Annotated in this window: 18 protein-coding genes; 9 read left to right on the plus strand and 9 right to left on the minus strand. The window is 33.5% G+C overall.

The genetic code is table 11. The features are described from left to right. The first annotated feature begins 4 nt into the window (after positions 1-4). Entirely contained in the window at positions 5-1,039 is a 1,035-nt protein-coding gene (locus YW9_RS0101995; protein WP_018278504.1) for an o-succinylbenzoate synthase, read from the plus strand. A gap of 49 nt (positions 1,040-1,088) precedes the next feature. Here the strand turns inward: YW9_RS0101995 and YW9_RS0102000 are convergent, their stop codons facing one another. Together YW9_RS0102000 and rpsO are read right to left on the minus strand one after the other, a co-directional pair. Then, a complete protein-coding gene (locus tag YW9_RS0102000) occupies positions 1,089-3,284 on the minus strand; it encodes a polyribonucleotide nucleotidyltransferase (RefSeq protein ID WP_018278505.1) in 2,196 nt (731 codons plus the stop codon). Positions 3,285-3,449: 165 nt separating this feature from the next. Further along, positions 3,450-3,719: a 30S ribosomal protein S15 gene (rpsO, locus tag YW9_RS0102005; protein ID WP_018278506.1), complete on the minus strand. Its 270-nt coding sequence runs from the start codon at positions 3,717-3,719 to the stop codon at positions 3,450-3,452. A 225-nt stretch (positions 3,720-3,944) separates the two neighbouring features. Here rpsO and cls point away from each other — a divergent pair, with 225 nt between their 5' ends. Continuing rightward, complete coding sequence (gene cls, locus YW9_RS0102010; protein ID WP_018278507.1) at positions 3,945-5,387, plus strand: cardiolipin synthase; 1,443 nt, start codon at positions 3,945-3,947, stop codon at positions 5,385-5,387. Between the two features lie 15 nt (positions 5,388-5,402). Here the strand turns inward: cls and YW9_RS0102015 are convergent, their stop codons facing one another. Beyond that, positions 5,403-6,878 (minus strand): potassium/proton antiporter, encoded by a 1,476-nt coding sequence (locus YW9_RS0102015; protein ID WP_018278508.1) that lies wholly within the window; start codon positions 6,876-6,878, stop codon positions 5,403-5,405. Positions 6,879-7,013: 135 nt separating this feature from the next. Between YW9_RS0102015 and pepT the strand changes: the two genes are divergently transcribed. Together pepT and YW9_RS0102030 are read left to right on the plus strand one after the other, a co-directional pair. Then, on the plus strand, positions 7,014-8,237 hold the full coding sequence (gene pepT, locus YW9_RS0102020; RefSeq protein ID WP_018278509.1) for a peptidase T: 1,224 nt from the start codon (positions 7,014-7,016) through the stop codon (positions 8,235-8,237). 185 nt (positions 8,238-8,422) lie between these two features. After that, complete coding sequence (locus YW9_RS0102030) at positions 8,423-8,935, plus strand: hypothetical protein (RefSeq protein ID WP_026193741.1); 513 nt, start codon at positions 8,423-8,425, stop codon at positions 8,933-8,935. A 5-nt stretch (positions 8,936-8,940) separates the two neighbouring features. On the opposite strand, the gene gldA is transcribed toward YW9_RS0102030, so the two are convergent. After that, positions 8,941-9,834 carry a gliding motility-associated ABC transporter ATP-binding subunit GldA gene (gene gldA / locus YW9_RS0102035; RefSeq protein WP_026193742.1) on the minus strand — a complete coding sequence of 298 codons (894 nt, stop codon included), beginning with the start codon at positions 9,832-9,834 and terminating at the stop codon, positions 8,941-8,943. A gap of 349 nt (positions 9,835-10,183) precedes the next feature. On the opposite strand from gldA, the gene YW9_RS0102040 reads away from it, so the two are divergent. The 4 genes from YW9_RS0102040 to YW9_RS0102055 all read left to right on the plus strand — a co-directional run bounded on the left by YW9_RS0102040 (position 10,184) and on the right by YW9_RS0102055 (position 14,432). Further along, on the plus strand, positions 10,184-12,277 hold the full coding sequence (locus tag YW9_RS0102040; RefSeq protein WP_026193743.1) for a carboxy terminal-processing peptidase: 2,094 nt from the start codon (positions 10,184-10,186) through the stop codon (positions 12,275-12,277). Positions 12,278-12,474: 197 nt separating this feature from the next. Further along, positions 12,475-13,353, plus strand: coding sequence for a cell division protein FtsX (locus tag YW9_RS0102045; RefSeq protein WP_026193744.1), 879 nt, complete (start codon positions 12,475-12,477; stop codon positions 13,351-13,353). Between the two features lie 24 nt (positions 13,354-13,377). After that, the gene (locus tag YW9_RS0102050) at positions 13,378-13,620 is read left to right on the plus strand and encodes a DUF3098 domain-containing protein (protein ID WP_040353614.1); all 243 of its coding nucleotides are present in this window, start codon (positions 13,378-13,380) and stop codon (positions 13,618-13,620) included. Further along, positions 13,620-14,432, plus strand: a complete 813-nt coding sequence (locus YW9_RS0102055) for an undecaprenyl-diphosphate phosphatase (RefSeq protein ID WP_018278516.1) — start codon at positions 13,620-13,622, stop codon at positions 14,430-14,432. Before YW9_RS0102050 ends, YW9_RS0102055 begins: the two co-directional genes overlap by 1 nt. Before the next feature lie 64 nt (positions 14,433-14,496). On the opposite strand, the gene YW9_RS0102060 is transcribed toward YW9_RS0102055, so the two are convergent. From YW9_RS0102060 to fahA, 5 genes are all read right to left on the minus strand, one after another. Next, positions 14,497-14,907 carry a DUF2147 domain-containing protein gene (locus YW9_RS0102060; protein WP_018278517.1) on the minus strand — a complete coding sequence of 137 codons (411 nt, stop codon included), beginning with the start codon at positions 14,905-14,907 and terminating at the stop codon, positions 14,497-14,499. A gap of 96 nt (positions 14,908-15,003) precedes the next feature. Next, positions 15,004-15,594 (minus strand): nicotinate (nicotinamide) nucleotide adenylyltransferase, encoded by a 591-nt coding sequence (nadD, locus tag YW9_RS0102065; protein WP_018278518.1) that lies wholly within the window; start codon positions 15,592-15,594, stop codon positions 15,004-15,006. Positions 15,595-15,600: 6 nt separating this feature from the next. Then, positions 15,601-16,170, minus strand: coding sequence for a guanylate kinase (gmk, locus tag YW9_RS0102070; protein WP_018278519.1), 570 nt, complete (start codon positions 16,168-16,170; stop codon positions 15,601-15,603). Between the two features lie 32 nt (positions 16,171-16,202). Beyond that, the gene (locus YW9_RS0102075) at positions 16,203-17,057 is read right to left on the minus strand and encodes a YicC/YloC family endoribonuclease (RefSeq protein ID WP_026193746.1); all 855 of its coding nucleotides are present in this window, start codon (positions 17,055-17,057) and stop codon (positions 16,203-16,205) included. A gap of 91 nt (positions 17,058-17,148) precedes the next feature. Continuing rightward, positions 17,149-18,444: a fumarylacetoacetase gene (fahA, locus tag YW9_RS0102080; RefSeq protein WP_018278521.1), complete on the minus strand. Its 1,296-nt coding sequence runs from the start codon at positions 18,442-18,444 to the stop codon at positions 17,149-17,151. 222 nt (positions 18,445-18,666) lie between these two features. Here fahA and glyA point away from each other — a divergent pair, with 222 nt between their 5' ends. Further along, entirely contained in the window at positions 18,667-19,941 is a 1,275-nt protein-coding gene (gene glyA, locus YW9_RS0102090; RefSeq protein WP_018278523.1) for a serine hydroxymethyltransferase, read from the plus strand. Positions 19,942-19,952: the final 11 nt, after the last annotated feature.

Consider the following 19,952-nt stretch of genomic DNA (forward strand, 5'->3'; position numbering starts at 1 on the left):
ATTGATGAACGCTTTTTACGAAAAATATATTTTAAATTTCAAACGTCCGTCGGGAACATCAAGAGGAATACTGACCCAGAAAGAAACCTATTTTTTAGTAATTATTGATGGAGAAAAAAAAGGAATTGGCGAATGTGGTTTGCTAAAATCATTGAGCTTTGATGACCGCCCCGACTATGAAGACAAGTTGCAATGGGTCTGTGATAATATTGCATTAGGAGAAACATCTTTACTTAATGAACTTACCGAATTTCCTTCTATTCAATTTGGTGTAGAACAAGCTTTTAGGTCATTAAAATCTGATAATCAATATATTTTATTTCCTTCTGATTTTACGCAAGGAAAGTCTAACATTCCTATTAACGGACTGATTTGGATGGGTACCCCCGAATTTATGAAATCGCAAATACGAGAGAAACTCGCACAAGGTTTTCATTGTATCAAAATGAAAATTGGGGCAATTGCCTTTGAACAGGAATATGAAATTTTGAAAAATCTACGGAAAGAATTTTCGTCACAAGATATTGAAATTCGTGTAGATGCCAATGGAGCATTTGCACCGGAGGAAGCTTTGGAAAAATTAAAACGCCTGAGCGAATTAGAGTTACACTCCATTGAACAGCCAATCAAGGCAAATCAGATTGAACAAATGGCAGCTCTTTGTCAAAATACACCTATTCCGATTGCATTAGATGAAGAACTTATTGGGGTAGTTCACCTCTCTGACAGAAAAAAACTTTTGGAAAAAATAAAACCGCAATATATCATCATAAAACCTTCTCTTTTAGGAGGATATAAAAATTCAGAAGAATGGATTTCTCTCGCTGAGAAACAGAAAATAGGTTGGTGGATAACCAGTGCCTTAGAAAGTAATATCGGACTGAATGCCATTGCCCAATGGACTTTTACACTTAATAATCCAATGCCTCAAGGATTAGGGACAGGAGCTTTATATACCAATAACATTGCCTCCCCTTTGTTGGTGGAAAAGGGTACTTTAAAATATAATCCTAATACCAAATGGAAGGAAATATTTTAAAAAATTATTTATAGAAATAAAAAAGAGGCTATGATAAGCCTCTTTTGTTTTATTGATTATTTTCTTTGTTATCTGATTTTTGGTGTCTTTGTTTATTCTCGTTTCTTGGTCTATCATTCCTAGGTTTATCCTCTCTTGGAGGGCGTGGTAACAACGCTTTCCGAGATACTTTCTGTTTACGCGTTTTGGGGTCAATACCAATGTATTTCACTTCGATAATATCCCCTTCTTTTATTAAATCTGATGGTTTCTCAGTGCGTTCCCAAGCCATTTCAGAAATGTGTAGTAAAGAATCTTTACCAGGAACAAACTCAACCACAGCACCGAAATCCAACAATTTTGTAACTTTTACGCTATACGTTTCTCCTTCAACAGGCTCAAAAATACACGCTTTGATAGCATTGATAGCTCTCTCCATTCCTTCTGGGTCAGTTCCCAGAACCTCAATGATACCGAAATCGCCTTCTTCTTCAATAACAATAGTTGTACCCGTTTCTTGTTGAATTCCTTGAATATTTTTACCACCAGAACCAATAACTGCACCAATGTAATCTTTCGGAATTTCCATAGTAACAATTTTCGGTGCGTGAGGTTTCACTTCTGCTTTTGGCTCAGCAATAGTATCAGTAATTTTACCTAAAATGTGTAGACGTCCTTCACGAGCTTGTTCTAAGGCTTTTTCCAGAATTTCATACGTTAATCCTTTGATTTTGATATCCATCTGACAAGCCGTTATACCATCTTTAGTTCCAGTTACTTTGAAATCCATATCCCCCAAATGGTCTTCGTCTCCTAAAATATCGGAAAGCACTGCATATTTTTCGCCATCAGTAATCAAGCCCATTGCAATTCCTGATACAGGTTTGGTCATTTGTACACCAGCATCCATAAGTGCCAGAGTTCCAGCACATACCGTAGCCATTGATGAAGAACCATTCGACTCTAAAATTTCAGAAACTACACGAACCGTGTAAGGGCAATCTGCAGGAATCATTCGTTTTAAGGCACGTTGTGCCAAGTTTCCGTGACCGATTTCTCTTCGGGAAGTTCCTCTAAGCGGACGAGCTTCACCTGTTGAGAATGGTGGAAAGTTATAATGCAAGTAGAAACGTTCTTCACCCTGTTCTGTTGGCAAGTCGATTACATTAGCCTCACGAGAAGTTCCCAAAGTCACTGTTGTAAGTGACTGAGTTTCACCACGTGTAAAGATAGAAGAACCGTGAGCTGATGGTAAATAATCTATCTCACACCAAATAGGACGAATTTGAGTCGTATTCCGTCCGTCCAAACGAATATTTTCATCTAAAATAAGATTTCTAACCGCCTCTTTTTGAGCTTTTCCAAAATATTTACTGATTAGCGTTGCAAACTCTTCTTGCTCTTCTTCAGAGAATAACGCTAAACACTCCTCTTTTACAGCAGCGAATTTTTCACCACGCTCTTGTTTTGAAGTATTTTCTTTGGCTATAGCATAACATTTCGGATATGCCAAACCATACACTTTTTGTTCAACTTCTTCATTTTCAAGCTCTGGCTCATAAGTACGTTTTTCGGTTTTACCTACTTTTTCCGCTAAATGGATTTGAGCATCAATTTGAAGTTTGATGGCTTCGTGAGCAAATTTGATAGCCTCCGCCATATCTTTTTCAGAAACTTCATCCATTTCCCCTTCAACCATTGCCACAAAATCTTTGGAAGCTCCTACCATAATGTCCATATCAGATTGTGCAAGTTGCTCTCTGTTAGGATTTATGATAAATTTACCATCAATTCGTGCTACACGAACCTCTGAAATGGGTCCGTCAAAAGGAATATCCGACACAGCGATACAAGCCGAAGCCGCCAATCCTGCCAAAGCATCAGGCATTACATTATCATCGTGCGACATTAGCTGAATCATCACTTGAGTTTCAGCGTGATAATCTTTAGGGAATAACGGACGTAACACCCTATCGACCAAACGCATTGTTAGCACTTCTTGGTCACTGGGACGTGCCTCACGCTTGAAAAATCCGCCAGGGAAACGCCCCGCAGCAGCAAATTTTTCGCGATAATCTACCGTTAGTGGTAAAAAATCAGTTTCAGGGTTAATTTCTCTTGCGGAAACCACTGTTGCCAACAACATTGCATTTCCCATACGTACAACAACTGAACCATCTGCCTGTTTTGCTAATTTTCCAGTTTCAATGGAAATGGTTCTTCCGTCGCCTAAATCAATAATTTCTTTTTTAACTTCTGGAATCATTTTGTTATTTTTTAATTAAACATTAGGCGTTGTGTTGTTGTTTGGGCTTCCCAATGGTTGGTTTGTACCAACGGCTTATTAAATAATTTAGTTCAAATTTTCCTAAGAAGAAATACTTTTATTTTTGGTAATAACTAAAAAAAGAGGCAAAAAGCCCCTTTTTGATTATTTTCGAATACCTAATTCTTTGATAATTGCACGATATCTCTCAATATCATTTGTTTTCAGATAGTCAAGTAAACTTCTACGTTTACCTACTAATTTCACCAATGAACGCTCTGTGTTGAAATCTTTTCTATTTCTTTTCAAGTGTTCTGTTAAGTGATTAATTCTGAAAGTGAATAAGGCAATTTGCCCTTCTGCTGAACCTGTGTTGGTTTCTGAACCACCGTGTTTTTTAAAAATTTCTGCTTTTACTTCTTTTGTTAAATACATTCCAATATTATTTAATGATTATTATGTACTAGTTTTTGAAGTTGCAAATGTATGGAAAAATATTTAATCCACAAGTTAATATGTGATTTTTTAATTTATTTTCTTTCTGAAATTCAATTAAAATTTTGATTATAAATAAATTAAACTTCTTTTATTTGATAAAATTTATTTTATTTTGTAGCTTTGTAACCAACTTATTTAACTAAAATTGTAAATACCATTGAGATGAGTTTCTTGGCTTTCATTCAAATCGTATACATTATTTTACTAATTGCTGTTTGTCTTCGGATTATTTGGGACACACGTTCAGTAAGTAAAACGTTAGCATATCTGCTTTTAGTTATTTTTATACCTGTTTTAGGTATAATTTTTTATTTTTCTTTCGGAATTAACTACAGAAGACATAAAATTTATAACAAAAAACTAGAAATAGACCAATTTTTTCGCAACGAATTAGAAACAAAAATCGAAATTCTTAGAAAAAATCATCTGGAACAGCCTTCTTTGAGTGAGAATATGGAAATTATTCGATTTCTTTCACAAACAGAACAAACTTTTGTAGCTCCAAATAGTTCAATAGAGATTTTAAATAATGGAGAAAATCTTTTCCCTGTGTTACTTCGTGAAATGCGAAATGCAAAATCACACATACATATTGAATATTACATTTATGAAAATGATACAATTGGAAATCAAGTAAAAGAAATATTGATAGAAAAAGCTCGTCAGGGAGTTGAAGTCCGTTTCATTTACGATGATTTTGGAAGCAGAAGCATTCGTAAAAACATTGTTAAAGAACTTAAAGAAAACGGAGTACAAGTATTCCCGTTCCATAAAATTAATTTTATTTATTTCGCTAATAGAATAAACTATCGCAACCACCGGAAAATTGTAGTTATTGATGGAAAAACTTCTTTCGTGGGAGGAATTAATGTTAGTGACAAGTACATCAATTCGGCAGAAAATGAACTTTATTGGCGTGATACTCACTTGATGATAAAAGGAGTTACATCTCTCTCATTACAGATGGTTTTCTTATCGGATTGGAACTTCTGTAGTAATGAAAACATAACAATACAACCAACATATTTCCCAACTGATTTTTCAAATCTACTAAAAAATTATTATACTCAAATTGCCTATAGTGGTCCTGATTCTGACTTACCTACAATTCTTTACACAACAATTCAAGCTATCTATTCAGCTAAAGAGGAAATTCTTTTAACTACACCTTATTATATTCCTGATACTTCTCTGCAAGAAGCTCTTATTATAGCCTCACTTAGCGGAATATCAGTTAAATTATTGCTTCCAAAAGAAGGGGATTCCTTCTTAGTAAATATCACTTCTCAGTCATTTCTTGAGGAATTATTGAGAGCAGGTGTGAAAATCTATCTCTACAAAAAAGGATTTATCCATTCAAAAACTTTTGTAATTGATGGCAAATGGGCTTCAGTGGGTACCGCCAACTTAGATGCACGAAGTTTCGACCTCAATTTCGAAGTATCTGCACTTATTTACAACCAAGATATTGCTCTTCAATTGCGAGAAACTTTTCACAAAGACCTTCTTGACGCTGAAACTCTCACATTAGAAAAATGGGAAAAAAGACCAAAATACAAACAATTAGCTGAGAAAATATTACGGCTAACTTCTCCTTTTATGTAAAGGAAAGAAAAAAATCTATTCACTAACAATTTCTAACATATCATATACCTCTGTCATAGCCAACTCATTATCAGAAATAACAATAAGCATATCGTTAGGATTTATTTTAGTTGAACCATTGGGCGTTATATATTTTTCATCTCGTTTTATCATTGCAATAATCGCATTTTTAGGGAACTCAAGTTCAACTATTTTCTTGCCTATAATGTGATTATCGGCAGGTATTAAAATTTCTTGCATCACAGCCTTTGGATGTTCACGAATGATTGCATCAGCAGGATTTTCATCATTTTCAACATCTTGCTGAACAGAAGCTATATTCAGCCACTTCGCTACCACCGAAAGTGTTGTTCCCTGAATCAAAACCGAAGTTACAGAAATGAAAAACACAATATTAAAAATGATATGAGCTTTATCTATTTCTGCCAAAAGCGGGTATGTTGCAAATACAATTGGTACGGCTCCTCGTAGCCCAACCCACGAGATATAAGAACGCCGAGCAAAGCACATTCTAAAAGGAATCGTACTTAAAAATACGCTTAAAGGTCGGGCTACCAAAATCAGAAATACTGATATTAAAAGTCCTAAACCAGCTAAAGGAATTATTTCTGTTGGAACGACCAAAAGACCCAAAGTTAAGAACAGAACGATTTGCATTAACCAAGCCAATCCGTCAAATACTTTTAGAACACTTCCTTTGTGTATAAAGTTCTGATTTCCAAGAAAAACCGAACATATGTAAATTGCTAAAAATCCATTTCCGCCAAGTGCTTCAGTTCCTGAAAAAGTTATAAACATCAAAGCGATTGCTAGTACAGGATATAGCCCTTCAAAGCCTAATTGTATTCTATTGAAAATCAACTTACTAAGTTTCCCAAAAACAAAACCAAGAACACCTCCCAAAATAATCTGACGTAAAAACACGAGAATAACCATCCAAACAGATTGCTCGGGAATTTGAACTAGGCCTAAAAATGTGGTTGTCAGTACATAAGCCATCGGGTCGTTACTTCCACTTTCAAACTCCAGAGTTGGACGAAGATTAAACTTTAAATCCAAATTTTTAGAGCGTAATATAGAGAATACAGCTGCTGCATCAGTTGAAGAGACGATTGAACCTAACAAAAGACTTTCAAATAACGTAAAATCAGTAATATACCATACAAAAAGCCCCAAGCTGACCGCCGTTAACAAAACGCCTAACGTTGAGAGCATAATCCCTTGAAAAAGAATAGGTTTTACCGACTTCCAACGAGTTTCTAAACCTCCAGAAAACAAGATAAAATTTAGTGAAATAATACCTATAAATTGGGCTAATTTAGGATCATTAAACTGAATTTTTAATATCCCATCAGTACCAGCGAGCATTCCCACTCCTAAGAATAAAATCAATGTTGGAACACCAAATCTGTAAGATGTTTTACCTGCCACTAAACTGACTAGCAACAACAAAGAGCCTATTAATAGTATATTTTCTGAAGTTAAATTCATTGTAAATAGTAATTTGGTGCGAATATAGAAAAAAACGCTGAAACTTCAATTGATTTTTGATTTTTTAAACGCTAAATTTCACAATTTTTTATATCTTTGGGCGTTAATTTTATAATCAAAATACTCAAAAATATTATGCAAAAATTAGTAGAACGTTTCATAACGTATATAAAAACAGACACACAGTCTGACCCTGAAAGCCAGACTACTCCAAGTACTGATAAGCAATGGAATTTGGCTCGTTTATTAGTGGAAGAATTAAAATCTATTGGTTTAGAAGATGTTACAATTGACGAAAATTCATACGTAATGGCGACACTTCCTTCTAATGTTGATTATGAGGTTCCTACCGTCGGATTTATCGCTCACTTTGACACTTCACCTGATTTTTCAGGAGAAAATGTCAATCCACAATTTGTCGAAAATTACGACGGAGGAGACATCGTCCTAAACAAAGAAAAAAACATAATACTTTCTCCTTCTTACTTTGAAGATTTACTTCTGTACAAAGGACAAACCATTATTACCACTGATGGCACAACACTTTTGGGAGCTGATGATAAAGCTGGAATTGCTGAAATTGTTACAGCAATGGAATATTTAATACAACATCCTGAAATTAAGCACGGAAAAATTAGAGTAGGATTTACTCCTGATGAAGAAATAGGTCGTGGAGCACATAAATTTGATGTAGAAAAATTTGGTGCGGATTGGGCTTATACAATGGATGGAAGCCAAATTGGTGAATTAGAATACGAAAGTTTTAATGCTGCGGGTGCCAAAGTACACTTCAAAGGAAAAAGCGTTCACCCTGGTTATGCTAAAAACAAAATGATTAATTCATTACTAATTGCTAATCAATTCATTAGTGCATTACCAGAAAATGAAATTCCGCAACGTACCAGCGGACGCGAAGGCTTCTATCACATAACTGATGTCGCAGGAGATATAGAAAACACAGTGGTTCAATTAATTATACGTGACCACGACCGAAAATTATTCGAAAAACGCAAAGAAACTGTACAACAAATTGTAGATGAATTAAACAAAGAATATACTAATGCAGTTTCGGTAGAGATTAAAGACCAATACTTTAATATGAGAGAAAAAATAGAACCTGTTTTCCATATTGTAGAAGTTGCGGAAAGAGCAATGAAAGAATTAGGTATCAACCCTATTATCAAGCCAATACGAGGTGGGACAGATGGTTCACAACTAAGTTATATGGGATTACCTTGTCCAAATATTTTTGCAGGTGGGCACAACTTCCACGGAAAGTTTGAATATGTTCCTGTACAAAGTTTAGAAAAAGCCACTCAGGTTATCGTAAAAATTGCAGAATTAGTTGCGGAAAAATAGAAAAAAAATAAATCCCTCTCATAATTAAATGCAATAATAATTTTCTGGGAGGGATTTTGTTTTAAAAAATAGTTTCTTGAAATGACATAAAAGTTCAAACCAAAAATCATTAACAATCATTTTTAAAATAAAATTTTCTTTACCCATTAAGATTATTTTTTACTTTTGCAAAAAAATTAAAAATGATGAAAAGAAAAGTGCTTTTTTTGAGTTTTATTTTTGCTTTATGTCTAATTGCTTGTAATGATGGAGATTTGGAAGTGGAAACTATCTCTTTTGATAATTCTAACGTTTTGTCTTGCACAAGTGATACAACTGCTACATTCCTATTTAAATACAACTCAAAACAGGCATTGGTTTTAGAACTACCAAAAGGGGTTCTAAAAAACGAAGAAAATAATCTATCTGGTATCATTTCAAACGATTACAAACTATATTACAGAACTTTTAGTGATGCTGTAAACACCTCGTATTTCTGCGGAAGTTACCCACCTGCATCACCTTCTGTTATATCTCAGTTTGAAGCCACTGGAGGAAAAATATCAATCGTAACCAAACCGGTTTTGAATGAAACTACACAAGAAGTGCTTCGTTATGACCATCTTATAACCATTACTGACTTAGTGATATTGAATTCTGAAGGTAATAAGTTGGTAGATTCTAATTTTGTTTTTGGAACATACCAAACTAAAAAGTAAATTTCTTACTTTGTTAATTCTGTAAATAATTGTTCCAAAGTTTTATGCTTATAATTGATTTGCAATATTTTAAGTCCATTTTCTTTTGCAAAATCAAATACAGCAGGACGCATATCTGTTTCTGTATCAAATGAAATATTGTACAAAAACTCAAATTCGTTAACAACTGACTTTACATTTGGAATTTGTTTTAAAAGACGTTCTTCTACTCTGAAATCGAATGCTACCTCTATAACTTGCTCTTTTCCTTGAAGTTCTGACATCTTTTTATCTAAAACTATATTTCCTTTGTTCAACACAATAACCCTATCGCAGATTGCTTGAACCTCTTGCATAATATGTGATGAAAGTAAAACTATTTTATTTTGCCCTAATTCTTTTATAATACTCCTAATTTCAACAAGTTGATTGGGGTCAAGTCCCGTAGTTGGTTCATCGAGAATTAAAATTTCTGGGTCGTGAATTAATGCAGAAGCAAGTCCCACACGTTGGCGATAACCTTTCGAAAGTTGCTCAATTTTTTTATTACTTTCAGGCGTAAGTCCTGTGATTTCAATCACTTCCTCTACTCTACTTCGGGGAATTTTTCCGTACAAATCAGCCATAAAGGATAGATATTCACGCACATACATTTCCAAATACAACGGATTATGTTCTGGCAAATATCCTATTTTTTTCTGAGCCAATATAGGTGTTTTCAGCATATTGCTCCCATCAATTGTTATTTCTCCTTTTGTTGGGATTAACGAACCTGTAATCATTTTCATTGTTGTAGATTTTCCAGCTCCGTTTGGTCCTAAAAAACCTGTTATTTCTCCTTTCTTCAAATTAAAACTGATTTGATTTACAGCAATTTGACTTCCATATTGCCGTGTTAATTCCCTTACTTCAACTGACATATTTTGAAAATTTTTGTCCAAAAGTACAGATTTTGAATGAAATGGCAAACTTTTAACAAAAAAGCACAACCCGCTTGATTCCTTTGCAAGAAAAAAATTACTCTTCAAAATAAGCATCTAATAATCAGAAGGTTGATAATAAACTTTTCAAAAAGATATTTCTTAACTAATTCAGCAAAAAAGACTTATCAACTTATTTATCTGATTATATGCAAAAAATTGATTTTTTTTACGTAAGTTTGCCTCTTTAATTAAATGTGGCATTGATTTTGCTTTCAAAATCCATATTTTTTTATTAAAAATAGTGATTATTATTTAATGTATCAATCTTTAAAGTATTTATTTCACAATGAGAAATTTTTCAATATCACTTACACTATTATTTGTCTCCTTTGCTTCGTGCAGTTTCGTGAGCAAAAAATTCGATGACCCAGAAAAGGACAAACTTCTGGTAGAAATTATCCAACACATTCTTACAAACAAACACTTCAATCCTATTGATGTTAATGATGACTTTTCCAAACAAATGTACAAAAATTACATTGAGCATTTGGATAGCCAAAAACGTTATTTTTTACAATCAGATATTAACGAATTCAAAAAATATGAAACTCGTTTGGACGATGATTTAAAAAATGACGACCTTACATTCTTTAACCTAACTTACAACAGATTAACTCAAAGAATGAAAGAAGCTCAGGATATTACAAAAGATATTTTCAAAAAGCCTTTCAACTTTTCATCAAAGGAAACTATCAATACTGATTTTGAGAAGATTCCATACGTGAAAAACAAGGCTGAACTCCAAAAACGTTGGGAACGAATCATCACATTTTCAATCCTTTCTAATTACATAACAAAAGAGAAAGAGGAAAAAAACAAAAAAGAAAAAGATGCCAACTACAAAGTAAAATCGGATAAAGAATTACAAAAAGAAGCTATTGAAACTTCTGAAAAAACACTTCTTGAACTTTTTTCTTTCCTCAATGACACGGTAAAAGAAGAATGGTTTAGTGTTTATGTTAATGCAATGACTGAAACTTTCGACCCACACACTACTTATATGGCTCCTGATATCAAAGATAATTTCGACCGTGATATGTCGGGAAAATTTGAGGGGATTGGGGCTCAACTACAAAAGAAAGCAGATGGTATTCGCATCACAGGTATAATGCTTGGCGGTCCAGTTTGGAAAGGAAAACTTTTGGAAGTTGGCGACCATATTTTAAAAGTGGCACAAGGAGATGAAGAACCTGTGGATATTGTAGGTATGCGATTAGATGATGCTATAAAATTGATAAAAGGTCCCAAAGGAACAGAGGTTCGCCTTACTGTGAAGCGTGTTGACGGAACCATCGAGGTTGTACCAATTGTTCGTGATATGGTAGAATTAGAAGAAACATTTGCAAAAGCCGCAATCATTGAAGATGGTGACAAAAAATATGGTATCATTAATTTGCCTAAGTTTTATATTGATTTCAAAAACCATAAGGAAAGAAATGCAGCTTCAGATGTGGCTTTAGAAATTGAAAAACTTAAAAAAGAAAATATTGATGGCTTAATTATTGACCTGAGAAACAACGGAGGAGGTTCATTAAAAGCTGTGGTTGAACTCGGTGGTTTATTCATCAAAAATGGACCTATCGTTCAGGTGAAATCACCTCGTGGTCGTATTGATGTTTTATCAGACACGGACTCTCGTATCCAATGGAATGGGTCACTAGTTATTCTTGTTAATGAATTGTCAGCCTCTGCTTCTGAAATTTTGGCAGCAGCTATGCAAGATTACAAAAGAGCTATCGTAATCGGAGGAAAACAAACATTCGGAAAAGGTACCGTTCAGAGTTTTGAAGATTTGAATAATTATGTTCGTCAAAATTCATTTGGAGATTTAGGAGCCTTGAAGTACACAATTCAAAAGTTCTATCGTATTAATGGAGGCTCTACCCAATTGGAAGGAGTTAAAAGTGACATTGTTGTTCCAGATAAATACAAATACATTGATGTTGGAGAACGCGACCTAATCAATGCAATGAAATGGGACAAAATTGATGCCGTGAAATTTGAATCTTGGGAAAATCAAAAAAACTTCGAGAAAGCTATCCAAAATAGTAACAAAAGAATCAGTGAAAACGCTCATTTAAAACTCATTGATGAAAATGCTAAATGGGTAAAACAACAACAAGATAAAAATGTTTTCCCTCTAAATCACGAAGCTTATAAAAAAATTATTGAAAAAGATGAAGAAGAAGCTAAACGATTTAAAGCCATTTCAGATTACAAATCAAATCTAAAATTTGTGTCTCTTCCTTCAGAAGAAGCTAAAATTCAAGGAAGTGAAGATTTAAAATTACGTCGTGACCGTTGGCACGAAACCTTACAGCAAGATGTTTACATTGATGAAGCTGTGAATGTTTTAAAAGATTTGAATGCAAATAACTAAGTAACAGAGTTTATATTTTTTGAGACAATTTAGAGATGAAGATTTATGATTTCGTCTCTAAATTGTCTCTTTTTTAGACATTTACAAAACTAAGATTAAATATCAAAAAGTATTTAATCATCAATTTTTATAACTTCCTATTGCATTTTCCTAACTTTTTTATACCTTTACGGAACTATTTTGAAAAATATAAGAAATTGGCACAATCAATCGAAAAATTTAACAGACGAAGATTAATAACTTCTTATTTTTCAGTGATAATAAGTATCACTTTGGTATTATTTTTATTAGGTACTTTAGGATTTTTAATTTTGAGTTCAAAACGATTGGCAAATTACTTTAAGGAGCAAGTTTCTATGACAATTTTTTTGAAAGACGATGCTAAAGAGGCTGATATTGAACAATTACAAAAAACGCTTTCCATCACAGAATATGTTAAATCATTGAAATTCATACCAAAAGAAGTTGCTGCAGAAACTTTTAGTGAAGAAATTGGCGAAGATTTTGTTACTTTTATTGGTGATAATCCGCTACAAAACTCCATTGATTTGAGCCTAAAAGCCGAATTTGCAGAACCTGAAAAAATGAAAGAACTCGAAAAAGAATTATCCCAAAATTCGTTTATTTCTGAGGTAGTTTATGATAAATCATTGATTACACTTATTCACGAGAATGTAAACAGAATTGGAATAATACTTTTGATTTTCAGTAGTTTATTCACTTTTATAGCCATTCTCCTTATAAATTCTTCTATTCGTTTGTCAATATATTCCAAACGATTCATTATCAAAACGATGCAACTTGTAGGAGCTACTCGCGGATTTATTCGCCGACCTTTCATTTTAACAAATATCCGTTTAGGAATTTTGAGTGCAATTCTTGCCATACTACTTCTTTATGGTTGTTTAACATACATTGGTTCAATATCCGCTGAATTTGAGATATTTTCAAGTACTAATGATATGATTATTGTTTTTTCAATTATCTTCATCATAGGGATATTGATTAGTTGGATAAGTACCTTTTTTGCTGCCCAGCGGTTCCTAAATTTGAATACTAACGACCTTTATTACTGATAAAATAAAACATACTAAATTGTTATGAATAAACATCATTCGACATTAATTTTTGGAAGGAAAAGTTACATTTTTATGCTTATTGGATTAGCTATCATTGCATTAGGATTTATATTGATGAGTGGAGGAGGAAGCGATGATCCCAATGTTTTTGATGCTTCTATCTTTAGTTTCAGACGCATTCATTTAGCTCCTACCCTAGTTCTGTTGGGTTTTGCTGTTGAAGTTTATGCCATCTTATTAAATCCTAATAAATCTAAAAAATAATGAACACAATTGAAGCTATCATAATTGCTATTATTGAGGGACTTACAGAATACTTGCCAATTTCTTCTACTGCTCATATGGGTTTTACAGCCTCTTTACTTGGGATTGAAGAATCTGAATTTCTGAAAATGTTTCAGGTTTCCATTCAGTTTGGGGCTATTCTTTCGGTAGTTGTGTTGTATTGGAAGAAATTTTTTGATTTTTCAAACTTAAATTTTTACATTAAGCTTATTTGTGCCGTAATCCCTGCACTTATACTGGGAAAACTGTTTGACGACAAAATAGAAGCTGTTCTTGGCAATCAAATTGCAATTTCAATTGTATTAATTTTAGGAGGGATAATTCTTCTTTTTGCTGACAATTGGTTTAAAAATCCTAAAATAACTAATGAAAAAGAAATTTCAATAAAGAAATCAGTCATCATTGGGTTTTGGCAATGTTTGGCTATGATGCCAGGTACTTCACGCTCAGCTGCATCAATCATTGGTGGTATGACACAAGGATTAAGCCGAAAAGCTGCTGCTGAATTTTCTTTTTTCCTTGCCGTACCTACGATGCTTGCTGTCACGGTTTATTCCATTTTCCTTAAAGATTGGGGAACTGAAACTATAAAACAAAAAGGTTACGAAATAATTTTAGCTTCTGAACAAAATATTTTAATTTTCATCATTGGAAACCTTGTTGCCTTCATTGTTGCAATGATTGCCGTCAAATCTTTCATACACTTACTAACTAAATATGGATTTAAAATTTGGGGTTATTACAGGATTATCATTGGTATAATTTTGCTCATCTATTTTGTGAATAAATAATTAAAAAACATAAAAAAATCCGAAGCTTTAACTTCGGATTTTTTATTTTAATATGTTGTCTTCTCTATCGAACTCTTTGCCAATATTGTGTTCTCCCTATGAGAGAAATTCCCAAATACCCCCTCACTTTCAATTTGTCAGAATTTTCTAATGCCATATTACATTTGTATTCTTTTCCTGTTTTGGGATCTAAAATTTTTCCTCCATTCCATTCATCTCCATCTTTCTTCAAACCAGTAATAATAACTAATCCTAAATAAAGTTTATTTTTGTTACTTCCTGAACAAGCTGAACAAGTAGCATTTTTATTTTTTTCTTCCAGAAGTTCTACAAGTTTCCCGTAAACCAAACCATTTTTCTCGTAAATCTCAACTATTGATTTTTCTTTACCTGTCTCATCATCAATGGTTTTCCAACGACCAACAACACTATGTGCCTTTAGTGCAGAAACAAGAACAAACAAGCCAATACACATTTTTTAATACTTCTATTTTTAAATTACACAGAACAAATATAAAAAAAGAACACAAAAAACAAAAAAATCACTTATTTTCTTCTGAATTTTGATTTTTTACTTCTCGTAAAATCCCATTTGGTCTATATATTGCCAAACTTTTGGAGCCAATAACGGACGTACGTTTCTTTTTTCCTTAATTTCATTTCGGATAAAGGTTGCCGACAACTCAATTATGGGAGCATTTATTTTTATTATATTTGAATGATTTTCAAACTCTTCTGGAATATTTCCTTCAGAAATACGGGGATACACAAAAATAGAGTAATTTCTCAAAATATGCTCATAATTCTTCCATTTATGAAAACTTTTAAGATTATCCTCCCCCATTATCAAAGCAAAATCAAATGTAGGATATTTTTCCTCCAGATAAGCTAATGTGTTTACCGTATAATTGGGCTGGGACAAATGAAATTCTATATCAGAAGGACGTAACTTTTCATACTCCTCAACAGCCCTATGAACCATCTCAAAACGACTATAATTATCTAATAATGAATGTTTCTCTTTAAAAGGATTTTGAGGAGTAACCACAAACCAAAGTTCATCCATCGTGCTGTGTTCCACTAAGTGATTTGCGATGATTAAGTGACCAATATGAATCGGATTAAAAGACCCAAAAAACAACCCTACTTGTTTTTTACCCATTGTAGTCTATGTTGATTTTAAAAATTTACTTACCACGTTTTCAGCCTCTTGTAAAGCTTTCTGCAAATCATCATTTTCGATTATTACATCAAACTTTTCAGCCTGAGCCAATTCCTGTGAAGCCTTATCTAATCTCATTTTTATTTTTTCTTCACTTTCAGTTTGCCGATTTCGTAATCTTTTCTCCAGTTCTTCAATACTTGGTGGCTTTACAAAAATAGCCAAACTCTGATCTGGAAATTGCTCTTTAATTCGCAATCCGCCAACCACATCAATATCAAAAACAACGGCTTTACCTAACGACCATAATCGTTCTACCTCTGTTTTCAAAGTTCCATAAAAATTTCCTTCATAAACTTCCTCCCACTCCAAAAAATCACCCAAAGCGATGCGTTCTTTAAATTCATCTATAGAAAGAAAATAATACTCTTTCCCATGTTGTTCCTTTCCTCTGGGAGCTCTTGAAGTAGCTGATATAGAGAATGCTAAGTTTAATTTTTCGAGTGATAATAAATGTTGTACAATGGTCGATTTACCACTACCAGAAGGAGCAGAAAATATGATTAATTTATTCATCTTAATAGAAAATTGTAAAATATAATGCTAAATTACAAAACGTTGGAAACTTGCTCTTTAATCTTTTCGAGTTCATCTTTCATTTGTACAACAACCTGTTGCATCGGTGAAAAATTAGCTTTTGAACCCAATGTATTTACTTCTCTTCCAATCTCTTGAGCAATAAAACTTAATTTTCGTCCGTTGGATTCTCCTGAATTTAGTGTCTCAATAAAATAATCCAAATGATTTTTCAATCGAATTTTTTCCTCTGTGATGTCCAGTTTTTCCAGATAAAAAATTAACTCTTGCTCAAAACGATTAGCATCTACATTGCGAATTTCAGCAATGGCCTTCTCCAAACGCTCACGAACGAGTATCAAACGTTCTGAATCTAAGGCCTCTACATCTTTAAGTAAATCTCGAATGTTTTGTATTCTGAGAGTAAAATCCTCTTTAAGCACAAAACCTTCTTCAGTTCTAAATTTTTTCAAATCACTGATTGCCAACAAAATATGCTTCGATATAGTTTCAAACTCATCAGAAGAAATATTCTCAACGGAAGTTTGCAAAGCATCTGGCATACGTACAGCCATTTTCAGGAGTTCTGTTGTGTCACCATCAACTATATTTTTCATCTGTGCAATGTATGATTTCACAACATTTTCATTGATTTTAACAGAAGTCTGGGAATTCGTATTCTCAACAAAAATACTAAAATCCACCTTACCTCGTTGCAATTCATCTGCAAGGATTTTACGAAACTCCAACTCTTTCTCTCTGTATATCAAAGGAATACGAGTATTAATATCTATACTCTTGCTATTCAATGACTTAATTTCTATACTTACGTGCTTATCGGCAAGTGAGACAACACTTTTACCAAAGCCAGTCATAGATTGTATCATAAAAATTTTTATTTAGTAGTTCAAAAAACAAAAAGAAAATAAATATTTACTAATTTCTTTTGTTTTTCAGTTATTTATAATTCTTAAGTGTTTATCTTACATTTTTTATACAAGGTTTCAAAAGCATATTACTCACCTCTCCAAATCCAATACGAAGATTGTGTTTTTGGCAGTAACCTTTTATTGTAATTATATCATTATCTTCAAGATACGTACGTTCAACACCATTATTCAGTACAATTTTTTTAGTTCCTCCCTGTGTAATTTCGAGTAAAGAACTACCACTTTCATCTGTATTTCCAGAAATAGCTCCGCTTGACATCAAGTCACCACTATTCACCTTACAACCGCTGATGGTATGATGTGTAAGTTGTTGTTCCATCGTCCAAAAAGTGTTCAGATAATTTGTTTTTGAAATCATCGTTGTATTTGCTTCCGAAGTTATCAAAAACACCTCTAAATGAATGTCATACGTATAATTTTTGTCCTTTTGAAGATATGGAAGAGGCTCAGGAATTTGTTTTTCCTTTCTAACTCTGAAAGGAGCCAAAGCATCTATTGTAACTATCCAAGGAGAAATAGACGAAGCAAAATTTTTCGCTAAAAATGAAGAAGTTGGCTGTGTCCGTTCCCATTTCTGAATATCTCTCGCACTCCAATTATTAAAAATTACCATCCCGAAAATATATTCATCTGCCTCCTCAATAGGAATGCTTTCTCCCAAAACGTTTGCATCTGTGGTTATGAACGCCATTTCCAGCTCAAAATCAACTTCATTCGATGGCAAAAGCTCTAATTTCGAAGCATCTTTTGGAAGAATTTGTCCGTATGGACGATGAATTGGAATTCCTGAAGGCACGATGGAAGAGCTTCTACCGTGGTATCCCAAAGGAAAACTAAGTGGAGAAACTAAAAAATCTTCATATTGATTAATTTTTTTCAAATTCTCCATATAAGACATCTGATTCTTGCTCGAATAAAAGTTCGTATAATCCCCTATTCGCACAGGTAACTGCATTTCAATTTCATCTAAATTGAATAAAATTATCTTACGATGCCTTTCGTTATCTCTTAAGGAAGGATTGTTCACATCGAATATTTCAGCAATGCGATTTCTGACCAAACGCCAAGTTTTCTTTCCATCTGAGATAAAATCATTCAAACAATCTTGAGAGAAAATATCATCAGCCAAGGCAATTCCTTTGAAATATCCCAAACGATGCATTGCTCCCAAATCAACTGCTGTGTTGCCTATCCTCGTTCCAATGGTAACAACATCATCAGGGGTTAAAAAAACTCCAAAAGGAATATTCTGAATCGGAAAATCAGAGTCTTCCGAAACATCAATCCAAGTTTGAAGCACTGGTGAAACTGAACTCTCAAACATATATTACAATTTATAGCTACCACAATTGAGGAAACAAATATATTATTTTGCAGAATATAAATAAAATTTTTGATGAAAATATTTCAAAAATGAAACTACAAATAATTTATTTCTTTACAAATCATACAAGTAAAATAACTGAGAAAACTTTTCCTAAAAAACACATCAAAATATTACAAAAAAGACTACCTTTGGGGGATAATATAAACAATTTGAAACCATATGTTACGAGACAAACACATTTTTGAATTAATTGAAGACGAAAAAGAAAGACAACTACGTGGAATTGAGCTTATTGCTTCTGAAAACTTTGTAAGCCCACAAGTAATGGAAGCTGCAGGTTCCGTTCTAACAAACAAATATGCCGAAGGATATCCAGGTCGTCGCTATTATGGTGGCTGTGAAGTAGTTGACGAAGTAGAACAACTTGCTATCGACAGAGCTAAAATACTCTTTGGTGCAGAATATGCCAATGTACAACCTCACAGCGGCTCACAAGCTAATGCTGCTGTTTACTCTGCCTGTTTGCAACCCGGTGATACTATTTTAGGATTAGACCTTGCTCACGGAGGGCATTTAACACACGGCTCTCTTGTGAACTTTTCTGGGAAAATATTCCGTGCTGTATCTTACGGAGTTGAGAAAGAAACAGGTATGCTCAATTACGATAAAATTGCAGAAATTGCTCAAAAAGAAAAACCTAAAATGATTGTTGCCGGATATTCGGCTTATTCGAGAAATATTGATTTTAAACGATTTAGAGAGATTGCAGATAGTGTTGGAGCATTTCTTTTAGCTGATATTGCTCACCCTGCAGGGCTTATCGCAAAAGGTCTGCTAAACGACCCTATTCCTCATTGCCATTTCGTAACAACTACCACGCACAAAACCTTACGTGGACCTCGTGGTGGACTTATCTTAATGGGTGAAGATTTTGAAAATCCATTCGGATTAAAAACTCCAAAAGGAGAAACCAGAATGATGTCTTCTTTAGTAGATTTAGCAGTTTTCCCAGGAAATCAGGGTGGCCCATTAATGCACGTAATTGCTGCGAAAGCAGTTGCCTTTGGAGAAGCTCTTTCCGATGAGTTTCTTCATTACACCATCCAAGTACAAAAAAATGCGAAAGCCTTAGCAAAAGCTTTAATCGAAAAAGGTTATGATATTGTTTCTGGAGGAACAGATAATCATTTAATTCTCATTGATTTAAGAAATAAAAATATAAGCGGAAAAGATGCTGAAAAAGCACTTGTAAAAGCTGATATTACAGCAAATAAGAATATGGTTCCGTTTGATGATAAAAGTCCGTTTGTAACTTCAGGAATTCGTCTTGGAGTTGCTGCTGTTACCACACGTGGTTTGAAAGAAGCTGATATGCAAATCATTGCAGACCTTTTTGATGAAGTTATTAAAAATCACCACAACGACGAACATTTAGAAGAAATCGCAGAAAAAGTAAATGACTTTATGGAAGATAGACCATTGTTTACTTATTAATATATAAAAAC

This window comes from Capnocytophaga cynodegmi DSM 19736 (assembly GCF_000379185.1).
GTDB classification, from domain to species: domain Bacteria; phylum Bacteroidota; class Bacteroidia; order Flavobacteriales; family Flavobacteriaceae; genus Capnocytophaga; species Capnocytophaga cynodegmi.

Coding starts and splice junctions, on each gene's coding strand:
- YW9_RS0101995 (WP_018278504.1), top strand. CDS start 5: ATGAACGCTTTTTACGAAAAATATATTTTAAATTTCAAACGTCCGTCG.
- YW9_RS0102000 (WP_018278505.1), bottom strand. CDS start 3,284: ATGATTCCAGAAGTTAAAAAAGAAATTATTGATTTAGGCGACGGAAGA.
- rpsO (WP_018278506.1), bottom strand. CDS start 3,719: ATGTATTTAACAAAAGAAGTAAAAGCAGAAATTTTTAAAAAACACGGT.
- cls (WP_018278507.1), top strand. CDS start 3,945: ATGAGTTTCTTGGCTTTCATTCAAATCGTATACATTATTTTACTAATT.
- YW9_RS0102015 (WP_018278508.1), bottom strand. CDS start 6,878: ATGAATTTAACTTCAGAAAATATACTATTAATAGGCTCTTTGTTGTTG.
- pepT (WP_018278509.1), top strand. CDS start 7,014: ATGCAAAAATTAGTAGAACGTTTCATAACGTATATAAAAACAGACACA.
- YW9_RS0102030 (WP_026193741.1), top strand. CDS start 8,423: ATGAAAAGAAAAGTGCTTTTTTTGAGTTTTATTTTTGCTTTATGTCTA.
- gldA (WP_026193742.1), bottom strand. CDS start 9,834: ATGTCAGTTGAAGTAAGGGAATTAACACGGCAATATGGAAGTCAAATT.
- YW9_RS0102040 (WP_026193743.1), top strand. CDS start 10,184: ATGAGAAATTTTTCAATATCACTTACACTATTATTTGTCTCCTTTGCT.
- YW9_RS0102050 (WP_040353614.1), top strand. CDS start 13,378: ATGAATAAACATCATTCGACATTAATTTTTGGAAGGAAAAGTTACATT.
- YW9_RS0102055 (WP_018278516.1), top strand. CDS start 13,620: ATGAACACAATTGAAGCTATCATAATTGCTATTATTGAGGGACTTACA.
- YW9_RS0102060 (WP_018278517.1), bottom strand. CDS start 14,907: ATGTGTATTGGCTTGTTTGTTCTTGTTTCTGCACTAAAGGCACATAGT.
- nadD (WP_018278518.1), bottom strand. CDS start 15,594: ATGGGTAAAAAACAAGTAGGGTTGTTTTTTGGGTCTTTTAATCCGATT.
- gmk (WP_018278519.1), bottom strand. CDS start 16,170: ATGAATAAATTAATCATATTTTCTGCTCCTTCTGGTAGTGGTAAATCG.
- YW9_RS0102075 (WP_026193746.1), bottom strand. CDS start 17,057: ATGATACAATCTATGACTGGCTTTGGTAAAAGTGTTGTCTCACTTGCC.
- fahA (WP_018278521.1), bottom strand. CDS start 18,444: ATGTTTGAGAGTTCAGTTTCACCAGTGCTTCAAACTTGGATTGATGTT.
- glyA (WP_018278523.1), top strand. CDS start 18,667: ATGTTACGAGACAAACACATTTTTGAATTAATTGAAGACGAAAAAGAA.